This is a genomic window from Methylophilus sp. UBA6697 (assembly GCF_002454655.1).
In the GTDB taxonomy this organism is placed as follows: Bacteria; Pseudomonadota; Gammaproteobacteria; order Burkholderiales; family Methylophilaceae; genus Methylophilus.
On record NZ_DKJH01000025.1, the window covers coordinates 1 to 18567 of the forward strand.

Annotated in this window: 17 protein-coding genes; 6 read left to right on the forward strand and 11 right to left on the reverse strand. The window is 52.3% G+C overall.

Annotated elements, in window-relative coordinates; genetic code table 11:
* From B3355_RS07480 to B3355_RS07495, 4 genes are all read right to left on the reverse strand, one after another.
* Window positions 1–296: 4-(cytidine 5'-diphospho)-2-C-methyl-D-erythritol kinase (locus B3355_RS07480; RefSeq protein WP_414683415.1), on the reverse strand; the 296-nt coding region annotated here is incomplete at its 3' end.
* 40 nt (window positions 297–336) lie between these two features.
* A complete protein-coding gene (locus B3355_RS07485; protein WP_292782155.1) occupies window positions 337–1743 on the reverse strand; it encodes a carbonic anhydrase in 1407 nt (468 codons plus the stop codon).
* 75 nt (window positions 1744–1818) lie between these two features.
* Window positions 1819–2460, reverse strand: coding sequence for a lipoprotein insertase outer membrane protein LolB (lolB, locus tag B3355_RS07490; RefSeq protein WP_292782157.1), 642 nt, complete (start codon window positions 2458–2460; stop codon window positions 1819–1821).
* A complete protein-coding gene (locus B3355_RS07495) occupies window positions 2460–4166 on the reverse strand; it encodes a tetratricopeptide repeat protein (RefSeq protein ID WP_292782160.1) in 1707 nt (568 codons plus the stop codon). The genes lolB and B3355_RS07495 overlap by 1 nt, the downstream gene beginning before the upstream one ends.
* A gap of 297 nt (window positions 4167–4463) precedes the next feature.
* Between B3355_RS07495 and B3355_RS07500 the strand changes: the two genes are divergently transcribed.
* From B3355_RS07500 to mutM, 5 genes are read left to right on the forward strand one after another with little or no spacing between them, the layout of a single operon-like run.
* Window positions 4464–5414 (forward strand): ABC transporter ATP-binding protein, encoded by a 951-nt coding sequence (locus B3355_RS07500; RefSeq protein ID WP_292782163.1) that lies wholly within the window; start codon window positions 4464–4466, stop codon window positions 5412–5414.
* Window positions 5415–5450: 36 nt separating this feature from the next.
* Window positions 5451–6194 carry an ABC transporter permease gene (locus B3355_RS07505; protein ID WP_024929594.1) on the forward strand — a complete coding sequence of 248 codons (744 nt, stop codon included), beginning with the start codon at window positions 5451–5453 and terminating at the stop codon, window positions 6192–6194.
* 30 nt (window positions 6195–6224) lie between these two features.
* Entirely contained in the window at window positions 6225–7619 is a 1395-nt protein-coding gene (locus tag B3355_RS07510) for a GldG family protein (protein ID WP_019881584.1), read from the forward strand.
* Window positions 7620–7650: 31 nt separating this feature from the next.
* Window positions 7651–8559 (forward strand): DUF4340 domain-containing protein, encoded by a 909-nt coding sequence (locus B3355_RS07515; protein ID WP_292782171.1) that lies wholly within the window; start codon window positions 7651–7653, stop codon window positions 8557–8559.
* Window positions 8560–8564: 5 nt separating this feature from the next.
* The gene (gene mutM / locus B3355_RS07520; RefSeq protein ID WP_292782174.1) at window positions 8565–9416 is read left to right on the forward strand and encodes a bifunctional DNA-formamidopyrimidine glycosylase/DNA-(apurinic or apyrimidinic site) lyase; all 852 of its coding nucleotides are present in this window, start codon (window positions 8565–8567) and stop codon (window positions 9414–9416) included.
* 20 nt (window positions 9417–9436) lie between these two features.
* Here the strand turns inward: mutM and B3355_RS07525 are convergent, their stop codons facing one another.
* The 7 genes from B3355_RS07525 to B3355_RS07555 all read right to left on the reverse strand — a co-directional run bounded on the left by B3355_RS07525 (window position 9437) and on the right by B3355_RS07555 (window position 16358).
* On the reverse strand, window positions 9437–10897 hold the full coding sequence (locus B3355_RS07525; protein ID WP_292782177.1) for a sensor domain-containing diguanylate cyclase: 1461 nt from the start codon (window positions 10895–10897) through the stop codon (window positions 9437–9439).
* A 117-nt stretch (window positions 10898–11014) separates the two neighbouring features.
* Window positions 11015–12484, reverse strand: coding sequence for a sodium:solute symporter family protein (locus B3355_RS07530; RefSeq protein ID WP_292782180.1), 1470 nt, complete (start codon window positions 12482–12484; stop codon window positions 11015–11017).
* A gap of 128 nt (window positions 12485–12612) precedes the next feature.
* A complete protein-coding gene (locus B3355_RS07535) occupies window positions 12613–13056 on the reverse strand; it encodes a DUF2147 domain-containing protein (RefSeq protein ID WP_047514506.1) in 444 nt (147 codons plus the stop codon).
* A 12-nt stretch (window positions 13057–13068) separates the two neighbouring features.
* Complete coding sequence (gene ubiB, locus B3355_RS07540) at window positions 13069–14616, reverse strand: ubiquinone biosynthesis regulatory protein kinase UbiB (RefSeq protein WP_292782188.1); 1548 nt, start codon at window positions 14614–14616, stop codon at window positions 13069–13071.
* Window positions 14617–14619: 3 nt separating this feature from the next.
* Complete coding sequence (locus B3355_RS07545; RefSeq protein ID WP_292782191.1) at window positions 14620–15207, reverse strand: ubiquinone biosynthesis accessory factor UbiJ; 588 nt, start codon at window positions 15205–15207, stop codon at window positions 14620–14622.
* 4 nt (window positions 15208–15211) lie between these two features.
* On the reverse strand, window positions 15212–15979 hold the full coding sequence (gene ubiE, locus B3355_RS07550) for a bifunctional demethylmenaquinone methyltransferase/2-methoxy-6-polyprenyl-1,4-benzoquinol methylase UbiE (protein ID WP_292782194.1): 768 nt from the start codon (window positions 15977–15979) through the stop codon (window positions 15212–15214).
* Window positions 15963–16358 (reverse strand): gamma-butyrobetaine hydroxylase-like domain-containing protein, encoded by a 396-nt coding sequence (locus B3355_RS07555; protein ID WP_024929603.1) that lies wholly within the window; start codon window positions 16356–16358, stop codon window positions 15963–15965. Before B3355_RS07555 ends, ubiE begins: the two co-directional genes overlap by 17 nt.
* 235 nt (window positions 16359–16593) lie before the next feature.
* On the opposite strand from B3355_RS07555, the gene B3355_RS07560 reads away from it, so the two are divergent.
* Window positions 16594–18549, forward strand: coding sequence for a dynamin family protein (locus tag B3355_RS07560; RefSeq protein ID WP_019881594.1), 1956 nt, complete (start codon window positions 16594–16596; stop codon window positions 18547–18549).
* Window positions 18550–18567 lie beyond the last annotated feature (18 nt).

An 18567-nucleotide genomic window follows, 5' to 3' on the forward strand; every position in this document is an offset into this window, starting at 1 on the left:
AGGCCGCCGCCCATGGGGGTGCGCTTGATACATTCAATGTCTGCGCCCAGTGTGCATTGGCTGGCTTGCTGCAAGGCACGCGCGGCGCGTACGGTTAAATCTTTTTCTGGTGGCACGCCGGGTAGCGGGTTCATGTGCACAATTTGCCCATCCTGGCGTACGCGTATGCGCAGCTTATCACCGTGATCCAGCAGCAAAAAGACGCTTTGCAGCGCATGGTAGCCGTCAGCACGGCGGCCGGTAATATGCAGAAACAGATTGATTTTACAGGGAGCGGGGTAGGTCAGCAGTTCCATACCCGTTATTGTAAAGCATGCCTGCAGCGTTCTGGCGTGATTATTCCAGGATCATGCGGCCTTGACCATCCTGCACCGGGCGCTGGTTGGGCTCGCCGATGGCTTGCTGCAAGCTGCCTAGCTGGAATTTGGACACTTTGATGGCTTCTTTCATGATCACCCACTGTACGCCTTCGGTACATGGCGGTGCCGTCAGCGAACCGCTGTAGCGATAATACGCAGGTTTGGTCGGCATCAGGTCAGCAGGTGTGACGCGTATTGCCAGCGGTTTGCTTTGTTCTTTTTCTTTAGGCAAGCTGCCTAACAGTTTTTCCAGCCCGGCGTGTGTGCTGCCTTCTTCCAGCATGACCGCGATAATCACGCGGTGTCCGGCTTTATCTTCATGCACCATCTGCAGTTCTGCGGCATATGATTTCTGTTTGATCTGATGTTCACTAGGCACATGCACACTGATATATTTCAGCTGGTATGGCTTTTGGTCCAGCACCATCATATTGCCAGTGCCCGCATCCAGGATCAGGCTGTGGTCCTTGAGTGCAATATTTTTGAGCGGAAACTTCTGCAAGCGCTTAATCGGCTTAAGGGCGGCTGTGATCGTATTGTCGACGTTAATCGGCGATTGCTGGCTACCGGCATTGCACACCGCATAGTCCGGGTTCAGGCTGCCCCATTTGTCAGGCCCGCGTGGCCCGCTATAGGCCCAGGACTTATCATTGGCCTTGTCCGTTTTAGCTGTTTTTTCCTTGTCTTTATTACTATCGGCGCCTTTGTCGGTTTTACCGGCGGCGGCTTGCTTGGCAACTGCTGCTTTGTCTTCGGCAGGTTTGGCCGCAGGCTTGGCATCTGCCGGTTTTGCTTCGGCTGCTTTCTCTTCAGGTTTTGGCGTTGTAGGCGCAGCGGCAGGCTCGGCAACACTATCAGGCGCGACAGGTTTGTCTTTGCTATTGGCAACGGCAGGCACCACCGGGTTGGCGGCACGCCTGGCAGCAGCTTCTATGCGCTGTTTTTCCTTGGTTTGCCATTTGCACACATATTGCTGTGCGACTTCTACTTCGGACTCCGGCAGCGGCTCAATAAAATCTGCCTGTTTTGAGGTGGTGCCTGCTGAATAGACCAGCTCTTCGTCATCGTATTGAAACACCTGAATGGTCGCGGCTTTGCGTTTGTCGCAATCAAAATACCATAAGGCCTTGGCATGGTTGTAGACACGGTCTACCGATTCCACATTTTTCTGCGGATTGCGGTAATCGACCTTGACCCAGGCTTTGATATAAGGTTTTTCTTCCAGCAGAGATTGCTTGTCTATCATGAGCTGGTTGTCGTCGGTTTTTTTGATCGATAACCACTGTGATGCATGGCCGTGGCCAGGCATGAGGCCCAGCACTAGCCATAAGCTAAATGCCAGCCAAAGTCGGTAATAAGTGGGGGTGAGAAGATAACAGCTCATAGTGCCATTATCGACGCCTTGCGCTGANNATCTTTAATCAGCGCAAGGCAGGAGTTGGGGCCTATGCCTCGCTGATTACCAGTGTTGAATCACCAATTTCAGGCGTACATCCTGCTGTTGCAGGCGCGTGGTGTAAGGTAGTTGTTCCAGTGCGCCATTGAGGGCTGTTTGCTGGTAATCATCATAGGTGATTTGCCATTGATCTTGCGTCAGGCTGGCCGGGGCGCCATTTTCAAGATAATTGGCCTGGAACGGGCTGTCACGGTGAGGCGTGCCTAAAATCCATTGGCTTAGCCCGGCGAGCGGCAGGCGCCAGCCGAGTAGTCGCTCGGTCAGGCTGGCGACATCGGCCGCGGTGTGTTGTTTACCGCTTTGGTCGGTCAGCGTAACCGTTTGCGGTGTGCGGTGAATCAGGGCGACTTGCTGGCCCAAGGGGCTGAAAATGCGCATGGTATCTTCTTGCGCATCATGCTGCCATTCCAGGCGGGCGGTATAGCCTTTGCCCGCATATTGCACCGCCAACTTGGCCTCTAGCGCAAATGCCTGCCTGGCTTGCAAGCGCTGTATGCGTTGCTGGGTGGCGGTGCTTGCCGTGGTCTGGGTCGGCGGCGCAGGCAAGGTGGAGCAACCGGCCAGCGCCACGCCCAGCAGGCCAGCCATGACTCGGTGGCCTGTGCGCGACTTCCAGCGCGCCAGCGTGGGTAGTGTGACCAGCATTACAGGGCTGATTTCAGTTTTTGCGCAGTGGCGACCAGCACTTCGTTGTCAGGATTGGCGGAGAGTGCCTGATCCAGAATTTTCTGCGCTTCGTCACGTTGGCCTTGCTTCCATAATACTTCAGCCAGGTGGGCAGCAATTTCAGGATCTTGCTGAATCGTGTATGCGCGACGCAACTCTTCAGTGGCATGGCCCAGGTCGCCGAGGCGGTAATATACCCAGCCCAGGCTGTCCATAATGTAGTGGTCTTCTGGCGACAGCTTGGTGGCAGTTTCAATCAGGCTCTTGGCTTCCATCAGCTTGATATTGCGGTCTGCATAAGAATAGCCCAGCGCATTGTAGGCGGCAGCCATGTCTGGTTTGATTTTAATGACCTTGGATAAAGTCTCTTCCATGATGTCAAATTTGCCTTTGCGTTCCGCATTCAAGGCATAGTCGTACAGTAGTTCCGGGCTCTCGGGGAAGCTTTGCACCGCCTTTTCCAGCAGGGTGTAGGCTTCGTCGGTGCGTTTGGCCTGGTTAAGCATCAAAGCTTCATTCTGTACCACTAATGCTTGTTGTTCCGGCGTTAAACCATCAACATTGTCCAGCATGGTAATTGCTGCATCAATGCCGTCCCGGCGCGCGATAATGCCGGCTGATGCCAGGCGACCTGCCAGAAACTGCTCGCCTTCGCCGATTTTGTCAAACCACTGCAGGGCGCGTGCGTCATCTTTTTGCTCGGCAGCCGAGCGGCCCAGGTTGAAATACACTTTGTTCGGCTCTTTAAAACCCACTTCAAGGCCGTGCTCCAGGTAACGGTCAGCAAAACTGTACTCTTTGGCATCCAGCGCCAGCAGGCCAACGATGACATTCATTTCCGGGTTGTTTTTATGACGCTCGAGCAATTTGGTGAACTCTACCTTGGCATCCGTGGTGTTTTTTTGTACCAGTAAGGCACGCGCCAGCGCCAGGCGGATCTGGTCAGCTTCGGGGTAGGAATTTAAAAAATCACGATAAAACGCAATGCCTTTTTGCGGGTCTTGCTCACTCAGCATCTGGCCGCGGATTTGTGCTGGTGGCTCCCAGCCCGGGCGCAGTTTGGACGCTTCTTTGAGTTCGGCAACCATCAGGCTTTCGTTGTGAGCAAAATAAGCGGCTTGTGAAACAGCAAAATGGGCTTCAGGCAGTTTGGGGTAAGGCTTGGCCAGTTGCTGAATCGCTTCCAGCACGCTGGTTTTGTCCGTCACGCGCATCATCAGGCTGTTCAATTCCATGAAGGCATTCGGGCGGATATTATCGTTGGCGAGTACTTTCTGGATTTGCGGAATGGCTTTTTTCAGGTTGCCATTGGCGATGAATAACTGGCTCGCCGTTTGTGCGGCAGGAATCGAGTCCGGAGCCAGCTCTGACCATAGTTCGGCCGAAGGCAAGGCCAGTTGCGGCGTGCGCGCAATCGTGGCAGCCTGGGTCGCACGTTCAGCCAGCAATGGGTCGCGTGTCTGTTTGGCTAAGTCGAGGAACAACTGGCCTGCCAACACAAATTCGCCACGCTGGGCAGCGACTTCGCCCAGTAGGTATTTGTAGACAAATTCCGCCGTGGGTGTGGTGATCGTAGGGGAGCTGCTGGCTGACCAGGCCGGGGTTGTCAGCAATGCCAGGCAAAGCGCCAGGGCTGTGCGGCGCTTTGCAGTGGGTTTAAGCGTGAAACGGCTGGTTTGAGGCATACTGAATTCCTGGTTGGTTGGGCTGTTGATGAACAGTGTCATGGCGGCGATTTAAGCGGTCGTTGTGTGATGCTGAATTGTTGTTTAGTCCGTGACAGTTGCTGCAAGTTCATCCATAATGTGCGATTTGTAACTGAATTGTAATTGACGGTTTGGCTTGGGCTAAAACCGCATGCTACAACAGTAGTATTGGCACTATAACTTTTTGATGAAATCTTTGTCTAGGGATTTGCTGGTCAGCAGTGGTACTGTTGGCGCAATGCAGTTGTCTTTAGTCGGTAGGTGTGTGAAAGAATCATGGCAAATTTGACAGTTGAAGCAATCGAATTGACCCGTTTGTATGGTGGCCGCGCAGCGGTCAGTGACGTAACGTTTAGTCTGCAACAGGGGCAGGTATTAGGCTTTTTGGGGCCTAACGGTGCTGGTAAGTCGACCACCATGAAAATGTTGACCGGTAATCTGGCGCCCAGTGCCGGTAGCGTCAAAATCTGTGGCATCGATATGATGGAGCATCCGAAAGAAGCCAAAGCCCTGATTGGTTACTTGCCGGAAATGCGTCCTTTATATAAAGAATTTACGGTAGATGAGTATCTGACGATTGCTGCACGTTTGCATAATGTGGCGGGCAAGCATATTAAAAAAGCGGTTGAGCATGCCAAAGAGCGCTGTGGCCTCACCCATATGAGCAAACGCCTGATTGAAAACCTGTCTAACGGTTACCAGCAGCGCGTTGGGATTGCCCAGGCCATTATTCATAACCCGATGGTGGTGATTCTGGATGAACCGACGGTCGGCCTGGATCCGATCCAGATCCGTGATATCCGTGCCTTGATCAAAGAGATCGGCCAGGCGCATAGCGTGATCGTCTCTACGCATATTTTGCCGGAAGTGGAAATGGTGTGTGACCACGTGCAGATTATCGATAAAGGTAAGCTGGTGTTTAACGGCGGTATTGATGTGCTTAAACAGCAGCGCATCGGTAACAAGCTGCTGGTCGGTTTACGCCATGCACCAGCGGCGGCGCAACTGGCTGCGATTGCCGGTGTGGCTGAAGTGGAGTCGGCGGATGGGCTGTGGCGCATTCGTTTTCATGAAGGCACACAACCGCATGAAGCCATTGTGCAGGCCGCCGTACAAAACGGCTGGGGCTTGTATCATATCGCCCCTGACCAGACCAGCCTGGAAGACGTGTTTGTACAGCTGACTTACCACGAGGCAGCAGGTACGGATGAGGCCAAAGCGGCTTAAGCCAGCAGATTGAGTGTAGACGGAAAGATTTTAAGTATGTTGAATATTGCAAGAAAAGAACTCAAGAGTATGTTCGCCTCACCAATGGGGTGGATTATTCTGGCACTGCTGACCTTCTCCTTCGGCACCTATTACCTCAATGGAGTGAATAATTACTTTGAAGTCATGTCCGGCTCCATCCGCCCGGCCGAGCGTATTGGCGTGACACAGTTTGTCGGCCAAACCGTGTATGGCCTGGCGTCTTTTATCATGCTGTTTGCCGTGCCTTTGCTCTCGATGCGCTTGATTTCAGAAGAGCGTCGCAGTCAGACCATGCCGTTTTTGTTCAGCGCACCGTTGTCTATCAGCGAGATCGTGGTTGGCAAGTTTCTGGGCCTGGTGGTGTTTTTGAGCATATTGGTGGTCTATATTGCCGCCATGCTGTTTACGCTGAACATTTGGGCAGACATTGATTTCGGCTATATTTTTGCCAACTCGCTGGGTTTGCTGCTGCTGGTTTCCAGTTTTGCCGCGCTGGGCCTGTATTTCTCCAGCCTGACCGCGCAGCCGATTATTGCCGGTATCCTCAGTTTTATTGCCTTGTTTGTGCTGATGATCCTGGACCGTTTTTTTGCTGGTGACCCGACCAGTACCATGCTCAAGTTTTCGCTCATGCGCCATTTTCAGTCGTTTGCCGGTGGCTTGATGGATACGGCGGACCTGGCCTACTTCGGCCTGTTTATCCTCACTTTTATTACCCTGACGATTCGTCGTCTGGATGCGGATCGTTTACGCGGTTAGTCGCGACATTGTTTTTGAGCTGAATGCATTATGAAAATTAACCGTAAATTTAGATGGCAGTTATTGGCGCAAAACTGGATGTTTGTGCTGGTGTTTTTGGCGTTGGTGGTCATGCTGGGCTATTTGTCCAGCCAATACCGCTGGGCCAAGGATATTACCCAGGCTAACCGCAATATCCTGACCCAGGGCAGTGTCAATGTGCTCAAGCAGATGGATGGTGACGTCAATATCACGGTATTTGCCACCAACGATGACGCCAATAATGGCGATACTTTCCGCAAAGGCATGCTGGATTTTGTCGCCCGTTACCAGCGCGAAAAGAAAAACGTTTTTATCAAGTTTATCAATCCGTCCGAAGAGCCAAAGCTGGCGCAAGAAGCCGGCGTGAAGGTCGATGGCGAGACGATTGTGGAGTACAACAAGCGTTCCGAGCACATCACGCCACCGTTTGCCGAGCAGGAAATGACCAACTTGCTGGTGCGATTGTCACGTACCAATAACCAGCCAGTCATGTACCTGGATGGCCATGGCGAACGTTTGCTGCAAGGCCTGAAAAACCATGACCTGGGTGAGTTTGGCAAACAGCTGGAAAGCAAAGGCTTTAAATTTGCTAACCCTGACCTGACCATTGCCCAGGCCGTGCCTGCCAATGGTGCCATGTTGGTGATTGCAGCACCGCAAGTCGATATCAGCGCCGTCGAAGCGAAAAAGATCAAGGCCTATATTGAAGCAGGCGGCAATGTGCTGTGGCTGCTGGATGACGATAACCTGCATGGGTTGCAAGAAGTGGCCGAGTACCTGGGCATTAAAGTGTCTGCCGGTATCGTGGTTGACCGTGCGGCTGAACAATACGGCGCCGATCCGAAAATGGCGTTTGCCAGCCTGTATGGCGACCATGCCATTACACGTAACTTTATGCTGCGTACCGTGTTCCCTGAGGCGCATCAGATCGATGGCCAGGCGTCAGATGATCTGGGCTGGAAAGTGGGCCGCCTGATCGACGTGGCGCCGAATGGCTGGCTGGAGTCCGACAAAATTCCGGCGGGTGCGCAAAACCTTAAGGTCAGTTTTGACCAGGGTAAAGACAAAGCAGGCCCGATTAACGTCGGCGTGGCTTTGGAGCGCGAATACGGTAAAAAAGGCCAGCGCGTGGTGGTGATCGGTAATGCCAACTTCCTGGCCAATACCTTTATTACTAACGGCGGCAACCTGGATTTGGGCATTAATATCATCAACTGGCTGGCGGGTGATGATCGCCTGATTACGATACAGCCGATGCCACTCAAAGATATTAACGTCACGATTCCAGCAACCGATCAGGGCCGCCTGGTGGCCTGGATCGTATTCCATGCGTTCCAGTACCTGATTCCAGTCGGTTTGTTTGTTGCAGGCCTGTTCCTGTGGTGGAAGCGCCGCAAGGCTTAATGTCTAACGGTCTGGTTGTCGGAGTGGTGTCATGAAAAAAAGATGGATATTGAATCTGTTGTTATTGGCTGTGGTGGTCGGCATAGCCGTGTTCCTGCATTTGAAACCGCAGGAACAGGCAACATCAGCCAGGTTTGAAGTTTCCAGCCTTAAAATGGCCGATTTCGATACCGTGAAAGCGGAGTTTCCGGCCAAGGCCCCGACCATTTTTGAAAAGCAGGATGGTTACTGGATGATGCGCAAGCCGTATGCGGCACGTGCAGACCAATCCTCTGTGCAGCGCGTGATGTCTATTATTGCTGCAACCACGGCGACCAGGCTGCCATTGCAAGATGCAGCTAAATACGGGCTGGATCAGCCGGTATTGAAGTTGACGCTAGCTGGTGCCAAGGGTGAGCAAGTGTTCACGTTTGGCACTTACAATCCTGTTTCAGAAGAACAGTACGTCGGGTATGCGGGGCAAGTGTATTTGTTGCCCGGGCAGTATAGTGAAGCAGCGTCTACGCAGCCGATAGAAATGGTAGATAAAACACCATTGTCCCCGGTCGAGCGTAAACAGCTGGCTGGTTTCGACCTCGCGCATCTGGAGCAGTGGGAAGAGAATGCGCTTAAAGTGCAGATGTCTGGCGAAGGTAAATGGCTGGCCAACGATGCCAAAGCCAAGCCTACACAGAATGATATGAATGAGTGGATGGATTTCAGCTGGGTGCAGGCGCAAGCAACCTCGGTTGAGTTTTATACACCAGATCGCAAGCAAACCTATCCTTCTTTTGAAGTGCTGTTGCGCAATGGCAAGAAGGTCCATTTTGACAAGCTGCAGGAGTCGCCAGAGTATCTGCTGGCGCGTCCAGATGAAGGGATTATTTATCACTTCAGCAACGACACCGGTTTTACCATGGTGAACCCGCCGGTGAATATCCAGGCACCTAAGAGCAAATAACCGGCATGCCTGAATTACCCGAGGTTGAGGTCACGCGGCGTGGGTTGCTGCCTGTAGAAGGGGCGCAGATCGCGCAAGTGACTATCCGCCATCATGGCTTGCGCTGGCCGATTCCGGCCGATTTGCCGCAACATTTGCAAGGCCGCCGTGTACTTAAACTCACGCGCCGTGCCAAATATATCCTGGCCGAGATTGGCACCACTGAAGCAGAAGGCGTGTTGTTGCTGCATCTGGGCATGTCCGGCCGCCTGTGTTTGCTGGAGCGCGATTTCCCTGCCGAAAAGCATGATCACTTTGATATCCGCTTTGAAGATGGTCGCGTGATCCGTCTGCGCGATCCGCGCCGGTTCGGAGCCGTGTTGTGGCTGGATAAGCACCCATTGCAGCATGCGCTGCTCAGCAGCCTGGGGCCCGAGCCCTTAGAGGCTGGTTTTAACGCTGACTATTTATATCAACATATACGCACACGCAGCGCACCGATCAAAACGACCATCATGGATGCGCACCTGGTGGTGGGCGTGGGGAATATTTATGCCAGTGAGTCTTTATTCAGGGCGCGCATACACCCTGAAACGCCTGCCAAGGCCTTAACACTGGCGCAATGCGCATTGCTGGTGCAAGAGATCAAGTTGACCTTGCAAGCTGCGCTGGACGCTGGTGGTAGCAGTTTGCGTGATTTCTTTGGTGCTGATGGTAACCCTGGTTATTTTCAACAGACGTATACCGTGTATGGCCGCACTGGCGAGCCTTGCCGCGTGTGTACCAAGCCGATCCTGAATATCCGTCTGGGTCAGCGTTCTACATTTTATTGTGAGCACTGCCAGCCGCGTGCGGCTGGTAGCATACGCAAAAAATAGACGTCACAGCAACGTCTGCGTTATGCCGTTTCGTCGTCATCGATGTCTGGCTTGATGCAGTTACGCCCGGCACGCTTGGCAGCATACAGGTGATGGTCCGCACGTTCCACCACCTGGCCAAGCATTTCATCCGCTTGCATCTCGGCGATACCGGCGCTGACGGTGATTTGCACCACTTTATTGCTAAAGTGGAATTGCAGTCCGGCGACCGCCGAGCGTATGAGTTCGGTAATGTCCCGGGCGTGTTGCATATTGCAGCCGGAAAGCAGAATCAAAAATTCTTCCCCGCCCCATCGACAAACCACATCTTCTTCGCGAACGTGCGACTTGATCAACTGCGCCACACGCGTAAGCACTCTGTCTCCGGCTTCGTGGCCATAAGTATCATTCACTAGTTTGAACAGGTCGATATCCAACAGCACCAGGGACAATGACTCGTCGCGGCGTTTGCCGCGTGCGACGGCTTGCTTGAAATAGAACTCGAATACCTGGCGGCTGGTGACACCAGTCAATTTGTCCTGGGTCGCCATCATTTCCAACTTGTCGTGGTAGCCACGTACGGCAAAATGCGCCAGTGCCAGTACGATCATGCTGATCACGACAGCCACGGCCAGGTTGATGAGGAAGGCGGTTTCGATGCGTTCTGAGCTTGGATCGTTGACTTGCTCGACGATTAAATACCAGTCAAATTCAGGCACCAGGCGACTATTGAGGTAGAGCATATTGCCGCTGCTGGTTTTAAACGACAGCGAAGAGCTAGGCGAGGTCAGCACTTGCAGAAACGCTTTATCCAGCCCGGACTTGTTTTGCAAGTGCAGCTCAGAACGGTATTGGCTGCTTTGCAGCATGACCTCGCCCTGGCGATTCACAAAGTAGATTTCGCGGCCATAGCGTTTCTGGTAGTTTTCAATCAGCTCAACCACGGTTTGCAGCGATAAACCCACACCAATCACGCCAATAAACTTGCCGGATTTATCTTCAATGCGGTAATTTACAAAAATACTCAGGCGTTTTTTGTCTGCAGTATCGCGGTCAATATTGATGACGTAAGGGTTGCGTGAGTTTCTGGCATCAAAATACCAGTGATCCTCAGGATTTGCTGGCGATACGCGTTTTAAAACGCCAGACGGATGGTAGTAATTGCCTGAGCTTTCAGACACAAAAAAGGCGGTGATGGTGTTATATTTTTTCTGGATTTGCGCCAGGTAACTGGTCATTCTATTGGCGTCTTGCTCGCCATTATTGATCCAGTCAAATACAAAGACATCATTGGCCATCAGTGAGGAAATCAAGAGCGGCTGCAACAAGTCGCGCTGGATTTCAGAGTAGATATTGTCGCTGGTGAGCGGCAGCATTTCCTGCTGCAAGCGGTCAGTCAGCGAGTCTTTGGCGACAAAGTAACCAATCAGGCTGGTAGCCACAAAGCCAATGAGCACAATGGCGCTGAGGAGTAGGGTGTAGTAACGCTTGTTAACGGCCATAAATGTTCAATTATCTAAAGGCGGATCATGCTCAAAAAAGCATTATCATCAATATAAGGCGACTTTGTTTATTTGAATAGTCGCTGTTTTAAAGCCGTATTCCCGCATTGACGAGGTTTAATGCGGGTGGCTGCTTGCCGCATGCTCGTGTAAATAGCCGGAAGGGCTGTGCGGCGTACCGCCAATTTTCTGTGGTAGCAATGAGCCGATGATCATTGCCACAGCACTGATGAGTAGACCCACCAATTGCGCTGGTACCAGGCTGGCTTCGCCTACCAGGATCTCGATCAATACCCAGCTGCCTATGCCGAAGATAATCGCAGCCAGTGCGCCCTGGCTGCTTGCGCGTTTCCAGAAGGCACCGAAAAACAGCGGCACAAAAGCACCTGCCAGCGTGACTTTATACGCGCTTTCTACCATACCAAAGATCGACAGCTCTGAGTTAAGCGCATAAAACAATACCATGGCGGCAAAGCCCACCAGGCACAGTCGCATCACGCGCAAAAATGCATGGTCGTTCATGTGCGGCACAAAGCCTTTCACCACGTTTTCAGCAAAGGTCACAGAAGGGGCCAGCAGGGTCGCTGAGGAACAACTCATGATGGCTGATAGCACCGCGCCAAAGAAAATCGCTTGTGCGATCAGCGGCGTGTGCGTAAGCACCAGCGTGGGCAGCACGCGCTGTGAGTCGCTTTCGACCAGGGTGCCAAATACCGCCGGGTCTATCAGCGTCGCGGCATAAGCAATAAACATGGGCACAAAAGTAAAGCAAAAGTAGATGCTCGCGCCCAGCAATGAGCCCCACAAGGCGATCTTTGCTGTTTTGGCCGATGTGATACGCTGGAATACGTCTTGCTGTGGAATCGACCCCAGCATCATGGTCAGCCAGCCGCCGAGAAAGGTCAGCCATACGCTCCAGTTTGTAGATTGCGGAAAGAAATGCAGTTTGCCTGCATTGCGCGCGTGCTCTATCACCGGCGCGACGCCGCCGGTTTGGCCAGAGACGATATTGGCGATATAAAGCAGGCCGCCGATGACGACGATCATTTGCACAAAGTCGAGAATCGCCACCGAGAGCATGCCGCCCAGCGTGGTATAGGTGAGCACGATGGCGGTGCCGACGATCATGCCGGTGTGTTCTGAAATGGCGCCATGGCTGATCAGATTGAAAATCAGGCCCAGTGCCTTGATTTGCGCGGCGACCCAGCCCATGTAAGAGATGACGATGGCAATGGTGGTCAGCACCTCAACCGAGCGGTTATAGCGCATGCGATAGAAGTCACCCAGCGTCAGGATGTTGAGTTTGTACAGGCGGCTGGAGAAGAAAATGCCAGCGATAATCAGGCACATGCTGGAGCCGAACGGATCTGCTGCAACGCCGGTCAGGCCTTCGCGCACAAAGGTGGCGGAGACACCGAACACGGCTTCGGCCCCAAACCAGGTGGCAAACACGGTTGCCATGACCACAGGCAGCGGCAAGTGACGGCCTGCCACGGCATAATCTTTGGTGCTGTGCACATTTCTGGCGGCAATCAGGCCGATGCCGATTGAAACCAGTAAATACGCCACGACAAACCAGATCAGCACAGCTTGTTTCCCTTTGAGATGATTGCAAAAGGCTGATTTTAAAACAAAACCATGCCTAAACATGGTTTTGTGATGATTGCGAAAGCTAAAAAGGCCTGAAAATCAGGCCTTTTTACAATTCTGCACAATTACTCGACCCGCTTCCAGGTTTGCGAGCGCCCAAGCAGCGAGAAGCCGATAAATCCGCGCACTTCGAGCTCATTACCGTTTGCGCCTAGTGTCATTTTACATTTGTAGGTTTTGCCATTTTCCGGGTCGAGAATCTCGCCGCTATCATAGACATTGCTATTGGCACTTTTCTTTAAATGTTTGGCAATAGTCATGCCGACAATTTTCTGGCCTTTACGCTCGTCCGTGCATTTGTCGCACACGGCATCGCCGGTGTCGGTGGCAAGCAGGCCTTTTTCGACAATCGCGCTATATTCACCTGCGTTTTCAACAATGCGCACCAGTGATCTGGGTTTGCCAGTTTTGTCGTCGGTGGTTTGCCACAGGCCGCCCAGGTCTGCCGCATGTAATGCATAGGGCAGCATGAGTAGCGTGGTCACCAGCAGTTGCTTGAATAATTGCATGGTCGATCTCCTTTAGTGGTTAAACAGCAGGAACAAACTTGCAAATTGCAGTAACACCAGCACGACGATAGCGGTTGTGGCCCATTTTTGCCAGGTGGCTTGTTGGTGCTGCGAGGTAAGCAGGGCGTCGATACGGCTTTGTTGCTTGCCAAGCTCGGTCTGGTTGCGCAGGTATTGCTCAAACAGGCGCGGCATTTCTGCTGCGTGGGTGAGAATATAAGGCAGTTCACGCTTGGCTGATTTAAGCAGGCTGCGCCAGCCGATTTGCTCGCTCATCCAGCGTTTGAGGAAAGGTTTGGCGCTATGCCATAAATCAATATTCGGGTCGAGCTCGCGGCCCAGGCCCTCAATGTTCAACAAGGTCTTTTGCAGCATGATCAGCTGTGGCTGGATATTGACGCCAAAGCGGCGTGACATCTGGAACAGGCTGAGCAATGTGCGGCCAAATGAAATATCCTTCAGCGGTTTTTCAAAAATCGGTTCGCAAATCGCGCGCACGGCGGTTTCCAGTGCCTCAACATTGGTATCTGCAGGCACCCAGCCGGATTCAATGTGCGCCACGGCGACATCGCGGTAATCGCGGTTAAAAAATGCCAGGAAATTCCGCGCCAGGTAATATTGATCGGTAGGTGACAGACTGCCCATGATGCCAAAATCGAGCGCGATAAATTTGCCTTTGTCCGGCCCCTCGGTCACAACCTGAATATTGCCAGGGTGCATGTCGGCATGGAAAAAGCCATCACGAAATACCTGGGTGAAAAAAATCTCGACACCTTCGTGCGCCAGTTGCGTCAGGTCTATGCCGTAGGCGCGCAAAGATTCGGTATCCCTGACCGGCGTGCCGAACATGCGTTGCATAGTCATGACGTGTTTGTGCGAATAGTCCCAGTAAACAGTGGGCACCAACAGGCGGCGATCGCTGAAGTTGCGACCTAGCTGCGCGCATTGCGCCGCTTCCAGGGTCAGGTCTAGCTCGTGCTCGGTATGGCGCGCAAACTCGTCGACCATTTCATCTGGTTTCAGGCGTCGGCCTTCACGCGAACATTTTTTTACCCACCAGGCCAGTGTGCGTAACAAGGCGATATCGCGATGGATGGTGGCGGCAATGCCTGGGCGCAATACCTTCACTGCCACTTGCTCGCCGCTATGCAGTTTGGCAAAGTGCACTTGCGCCACTGAAGCGCTGGCAACAGGGGTGATATTGAACTCTGCGTACACCGTGCTCAGTGGCGCAGCAAAGGCTTCTTGAATAATGGCCTCGACCTGCGCATAAGCAAATGGCGGTACCTGGTCTTGTAGCTTGGTGAGTTCGTCGGCGACGTCAGTTGGTAGTAGATCGCGGCGTGTTGACAGCATTTGGCCGAATTTGACAAAAATTGGCCCCAGCTTCTCTAGCGCGAGGCGCAAGCGTACGGCGCGTTGTTCAGGGGCATGACGCCAGAAAAAAAAGACATTCAACAGGCGATGCATCCAGCCAGGTTGCTCATCGCGGACGAAAAAAATATCCAGGCGATACCAGATCAGCACGCCGATAATATGAAAAAAACGTAACCAATGCATGTGTTACTGGCTTTCTGAAGCTGCTGCGAGGAGTTTGTCGACGCGTTGCTGTAATCGGTCGGTGTCTTCGCGCAATTGGTCCACCGACTGGTTAAATTGCGCGATGCGGGTTTTCTTGGCGATGATGGGTTGCTCTTCTTGCCAGTATTCCACCAGCATCTCGCCCAGATTTTTGGCCTGGCTTTGCCAGCGCTGTAACTTTTCCTGTCCGATTTGCACGACCTGGTAAGCGGCAATATCACCAACGACTTTGCTCAGGTCATCTTCTATGTCCCAGCGCACGGCGGAGAGTATCTTGCCGACGGCCATGCCGAGTGCGGCGTCGCCTTCAATTTTAATCAGGCTGTGTGCAAGCGGGTCTTGCCGGAGCAGGCGCATGGCCAGGCTGGGTGGCAAATGGATGGTGGCATCTGCTTCTGCCGTGTCTCCGGCTACCGCCAGTTCGCCATTATTTAGAATGGTGAGTGTGGCCTGGGCGACTTTAAAGTCCACACGCAGATTTTTGTGGGCATAAGGCTGTAGCAGCGGCGCTGTCCAGCTATTTTGCTGCATCAGGTGTTGCAATACGAATTGAATCAGGGGTTTAAACATGGGCTTAGAGCTTGATGCCTTTGTGCAAGGCCACCACGCCAGCGGTCAGGTTGTAATAATCCACTTTGCCAAATCCTGCCTCGTGCATCATTTGCTTCAGGGTTTCCTGGTCCGGGTGCATGCGTATGCTCTCTGCCAGGTAGCGGTAGCTGGGTTCATCGTTGGCGATCCATTTGCCAAATTTGGGCAGCAGTTTAAATGAGTAGGTGTCGTAGAGTTTTTCCAGCGGTTGCCAGACTTTAGAAAATTCGAGTACCAGCAAGCGGCCACCCGGCTTGAGCACGCGCTGCATTTCACGCAAGGCAACGTCTTTGTGCGTCATGTTGCGTAAACCAAAGGCGACGATGACACAATTAAAGGTTTCGTCAGCAAAGGGCAAAATCTCTGCATTGCATTGTGCCGCCGGAATACTCAGCCCTGCATCAATCATGCGGTCACGGCCCACGCCCAGCATGGAGGCGTTGATGTCTGTCAGAATCACGGTGCCAGGATTGACGGCAGATTGTGTGCCGACCTTCTTGGCAAACAGGCGAGACAAATCACCGCTGCCGCCAGCAATATCCAGCACCTTGTCGCCTTGGCCTACGCCGCTAACGTCAATCGCAAAGCGCTTCCATAAACGGTGCATGCCTGCGGACATGACGTCGTTCATGATGTCGTATTTTTGCGCGACAGAATGAAACACCTCGCCAACTTTTTTCTGCTTGTCGGTTTCGGCGACGGTATCAAAGCCAAAGTGGGTAGTTTTTTCCTGATCAGTGTTTTGCTGCATGTGTCGGTTCCTTGCGGGTATGGCCAGCCATAGACAGTTTAGTCACATAGTCTTGCCACAGGCTTTCATAATGTTGCGCCAGATAGTACAGATAATCCCATGAATACAGGCCAGTATCATGACCATCGTCAAATATCAGTTTGATGGCGTATCTGCCAACCGGTTCAATATCGTTAATATTGACGTTTTCTTTGTCCAGTTGCAGTACTTCCTGTCCGGCACCATGGCCGCGCACTTCGGCCGAGGGCGAATACACGCGCAAAAACTCGCAAGACAGCATGCACTCGGTATGGTTATCGAAGTGTATTTCAAGCAGGTGTGAGGCCTGATGCAGCTGTATCAGGGTCGGGGTCGGACAATCTGGGTGTAGACCGCTCATAAGATTGAAGAAAGTGGTGGATTGGGTCGTTAACTTTAATTATGCGCATGATAGCAGATGCATGGTAGCCGCGCATGGGTAGTAATTGTTGTATCTTATGGTTGATAATTCATTTTATTTGTGAATTAATGGCTATACCTACATGATTTATTTGAACTTTTATTATTTCATGATAGATTACTAAAAAAAACAAACCATCATGAATAGGTTACCTAACAATTCTTAAGCAGGTCCTATGGAAAATAACAGACTGGCACAACAATTTGATTTGTACACGCGATGGCGTCAATCGATTGCTGATGTTTTGGGGGATTATCGGCGCTGGTTGGCTGATAAACAGCTCAGCGATGTGCAAATAGAAGAGCGGATACAGCAGCAACTAAACCGCTTGCGTGAGGACAAGTTAAACGTGGCATTTGTCGCCGAATTTTCGCGTGGCAAATCCGAGCTTATTAATGCGATTTTCTTTTCCGGCTATGGCCACCGTTTGCTGCCATCTGGCGCAGGGCGGACCACCATGTGTCCAACCGAATTGCGTTATGACACCGGCAAGCCGGTCAGTTTGTCATTGCTGCCGATTGAAACCAGCACCCACCAGATTTCCATTAGCGAATACCGCCGCATGCCACAAGCCTGGTCCGCGGTCGAATTTGATGCACACTCACGCGAAAGCATGGTCGAAGCTTTTAAAGAGGTGAGCCGTACCCGCCGCGTCACTGTTGATGAAGCACAGTCCCTGGGCTTATATCACCCGGACCAGCCAGATGATGCCATGCTGATTGGTAACGATGGCCTGTTGGAAATTCCCTGCTGGCGTTACGCGGTGATTAATTTCCCGCACCCCTTGCTCAAGCAAGGCCTGGTGATTCTGGATACGCCAGGATTGAATGCGATAGGTGCCGAGCCCGAGCTCACCATGAGCATGCTGCCGAATGCGCATGCGGTGCTGTTTATTTTAGGCGCCGATACTGGCGTGACTAAATCTGAAATGGAAGTCTGGCGCCGTTATATCAGCGGTGCACGCTGGAAGCAAAAAGGCCGTATAGCCGTACTTAACAAGATTGATGGGTTGTGGGATCCACTGAAAACAGATGATGAAGTAGAAACAGAGCTTTATCGCCAGTTACAAAACACGGCTGAGTTATTAGGTTTGCCGCGCGACCAGATTTTACCGACCTCCGCGCAAAAAGGCCTGTTGGCTAAAGTGAAGGGCGACCAGCAGTTGCTGCTCAAAAGCCGTTTGCTGCAACTGGAAAGAAACCTGTCTGATGAGCTGATCCCGGCCAAGCAGGAGATCGTACGCGAAAGCATACAGGGCGAAATTGAAGACATGGTGCATCAGACGCGCATCACGCTAGAAACGCGTTTGCAAAGCGTCCTGGATCAAGCCGATGAGTTGCGTTGTTTGCAGGGCAAGAATGAGGACGTGATTGCGCAGATGATGCGCAAGGTCAAGCAAGACAAGGTCAATTTTGAAGTCGGTTTACAGCGTTATCAAGCCTTGCGTAGCGTGTTTTCGGCGCAGTCCAACCAGGTATTCCATCATCTAGGCATGCCTGCGCTTAAAAACAAGGTGCGTGAAACCCGCGATACCATGATGAAAGCAGCGTTTACCAAAACCATGCGGCAAGCCATGGATGACTTTTTCAGTGACCTCAAGCGCCGCATGATGGATGCCGATGTGCATGTGCATGAAATCAAGAAGATGATGGAAGCCATGTATGAGAAGTTTTCCAAAGAGCACGGTTTGCTGCAAAAAGCGCCTCCCCCATTTTCTACCTCACGCTATTTAAAAGCGCTCAATAAACTGGAAGCCATTTATCGTGACCAGTTCAACACCACCTTCAATATGATTGCACACGAAAAACTGACGCTAACCAGCAAGTTTTTCGAAACGCTGGCCAGCCATGTGATTCTGGAATATGAGGCAGCGAACCGCGATACCGAGAGCTGGCTAAAAGCCGTCATCGCGCCGATGGAAAGCCAGATGCGCGAACACCATGTGCAACTCAAGCGCCGAGTGGAAAGCATCAAGCGCATTTACCAGGCAACCGATACCCTGGAAGAGCGTATTGCCGATTTAGAGCAGGTGGAGTTATCGATCCGCCAGCAACTGGCTGAGCTAGATCAACTCAATGGCAAAGCCATGTTTGCGCTGGCGCACGAAGAAGTCATCGTACAAGCGGCCTAAAAATAACTGCCATGAAAA

Bases quoted from the DNA above. Each gene is read 5' to 3' on its own strand.
- B3355_RS07485 (WP_292782155.1), bottom strand. From the start codon at position 1,743: ATGAGCTGTTATCTTCTCACCCCCACTTATTACCGACTTTGGCTGGCA.
- lolB (WP_292782157.1), bottom strand. From the start codon at position 2,460: ATGCTGGTCACACTACCCACGCTGGCGCGCTGGAAGTCGCGCACAGGC.
- B3355_RS07495 (WP_292782160.1), bottom strand. From the start codon at position 4,166: ATGCCTCAAACCAGCCGTTTCACGCTTAAACCCACTGCAAAGCGCCGC.
- B3355_RS07500 (WP_292782163.1), top strand. From the start codon at position 4,464: ATGGCAAATTTGACAGTTGAAGCAATCGAATTGACCCGTTTGTATGGT.
- B3355_RS07505 (WP_024929594.1), top strand. From the start codon at position 5,451: ATGTTGAATATTGCAAGAAAAGAACTCAAGAGTATGTTCGCCTCACCA.
- B3355_RS07510 (WP_019881584.1), top strand. From the start codon at position 6,225: ATGAAAATTAACCGTAAATTTAGATGGCAGTTATTGGCGCAAAACTGG.
- B3355_RS07515 (WP_292782171.1), top strand. From the start codon at position 7,651: ATGAAAAAAAGATGGATATTGAATCTGTTGTTATTGGCTGTGGTGGTC.
- mutM (WP_292782174.1), top strand. From the start codon at position 8,565: ATGCCTGAATTACCCGAGGTTGAGGTCACGCGGCGTGGGTTGCTGCCT.
- B3355_RS07525 (WP_292782177.1), bottom strand. From the start codon at position 10,897: ATGGCCGTTAACAAGCGTTACTACACCCTACTCCTCAGCGCCATTGTG.
- B3355_RS07535 (WP_047514506.1), bottom strand. From the start codon at position 13,056: ATGCAATTATTCAAGCAACTGCTGGTGACCACGCTACTCATGCTGCCC.
- ubiB (WP_292782188.1), bottom strand. From the start codon at position 14,616: ATGCATTGGTTACGTTTTTTTCATATTATCGGCGTGCTGATCTGGTAT.
- B3355_RS07545 (WP_292782191.1), bottom strand. From the start codon at position 15,207: ATGTTTAAACCCCTGATTCAATTCGTATTGCAACACCTGATGCAGCAA.
- ubiE (WP_292782194.1), bottom strand. From the start codon at position 15,979: ATGCAGCAAAACACTGATCAGGAAAAAACTACCCACTTTGGCTTTGAT.
- B3355_RS07555 (WP_024929603.1), bottom strand. From the start codon at position 16,358: ATGAGCGGTCTACACCCAGATTGTCCGACCCCGACCCTGATACAGCTG.
- B3355_RS07560 (WP_019881594.1), top strand. From the start codon at position 16,594: ATGGAAAATAACAGACTGGCACAACAATTTGATTTGTACACGCGATGG.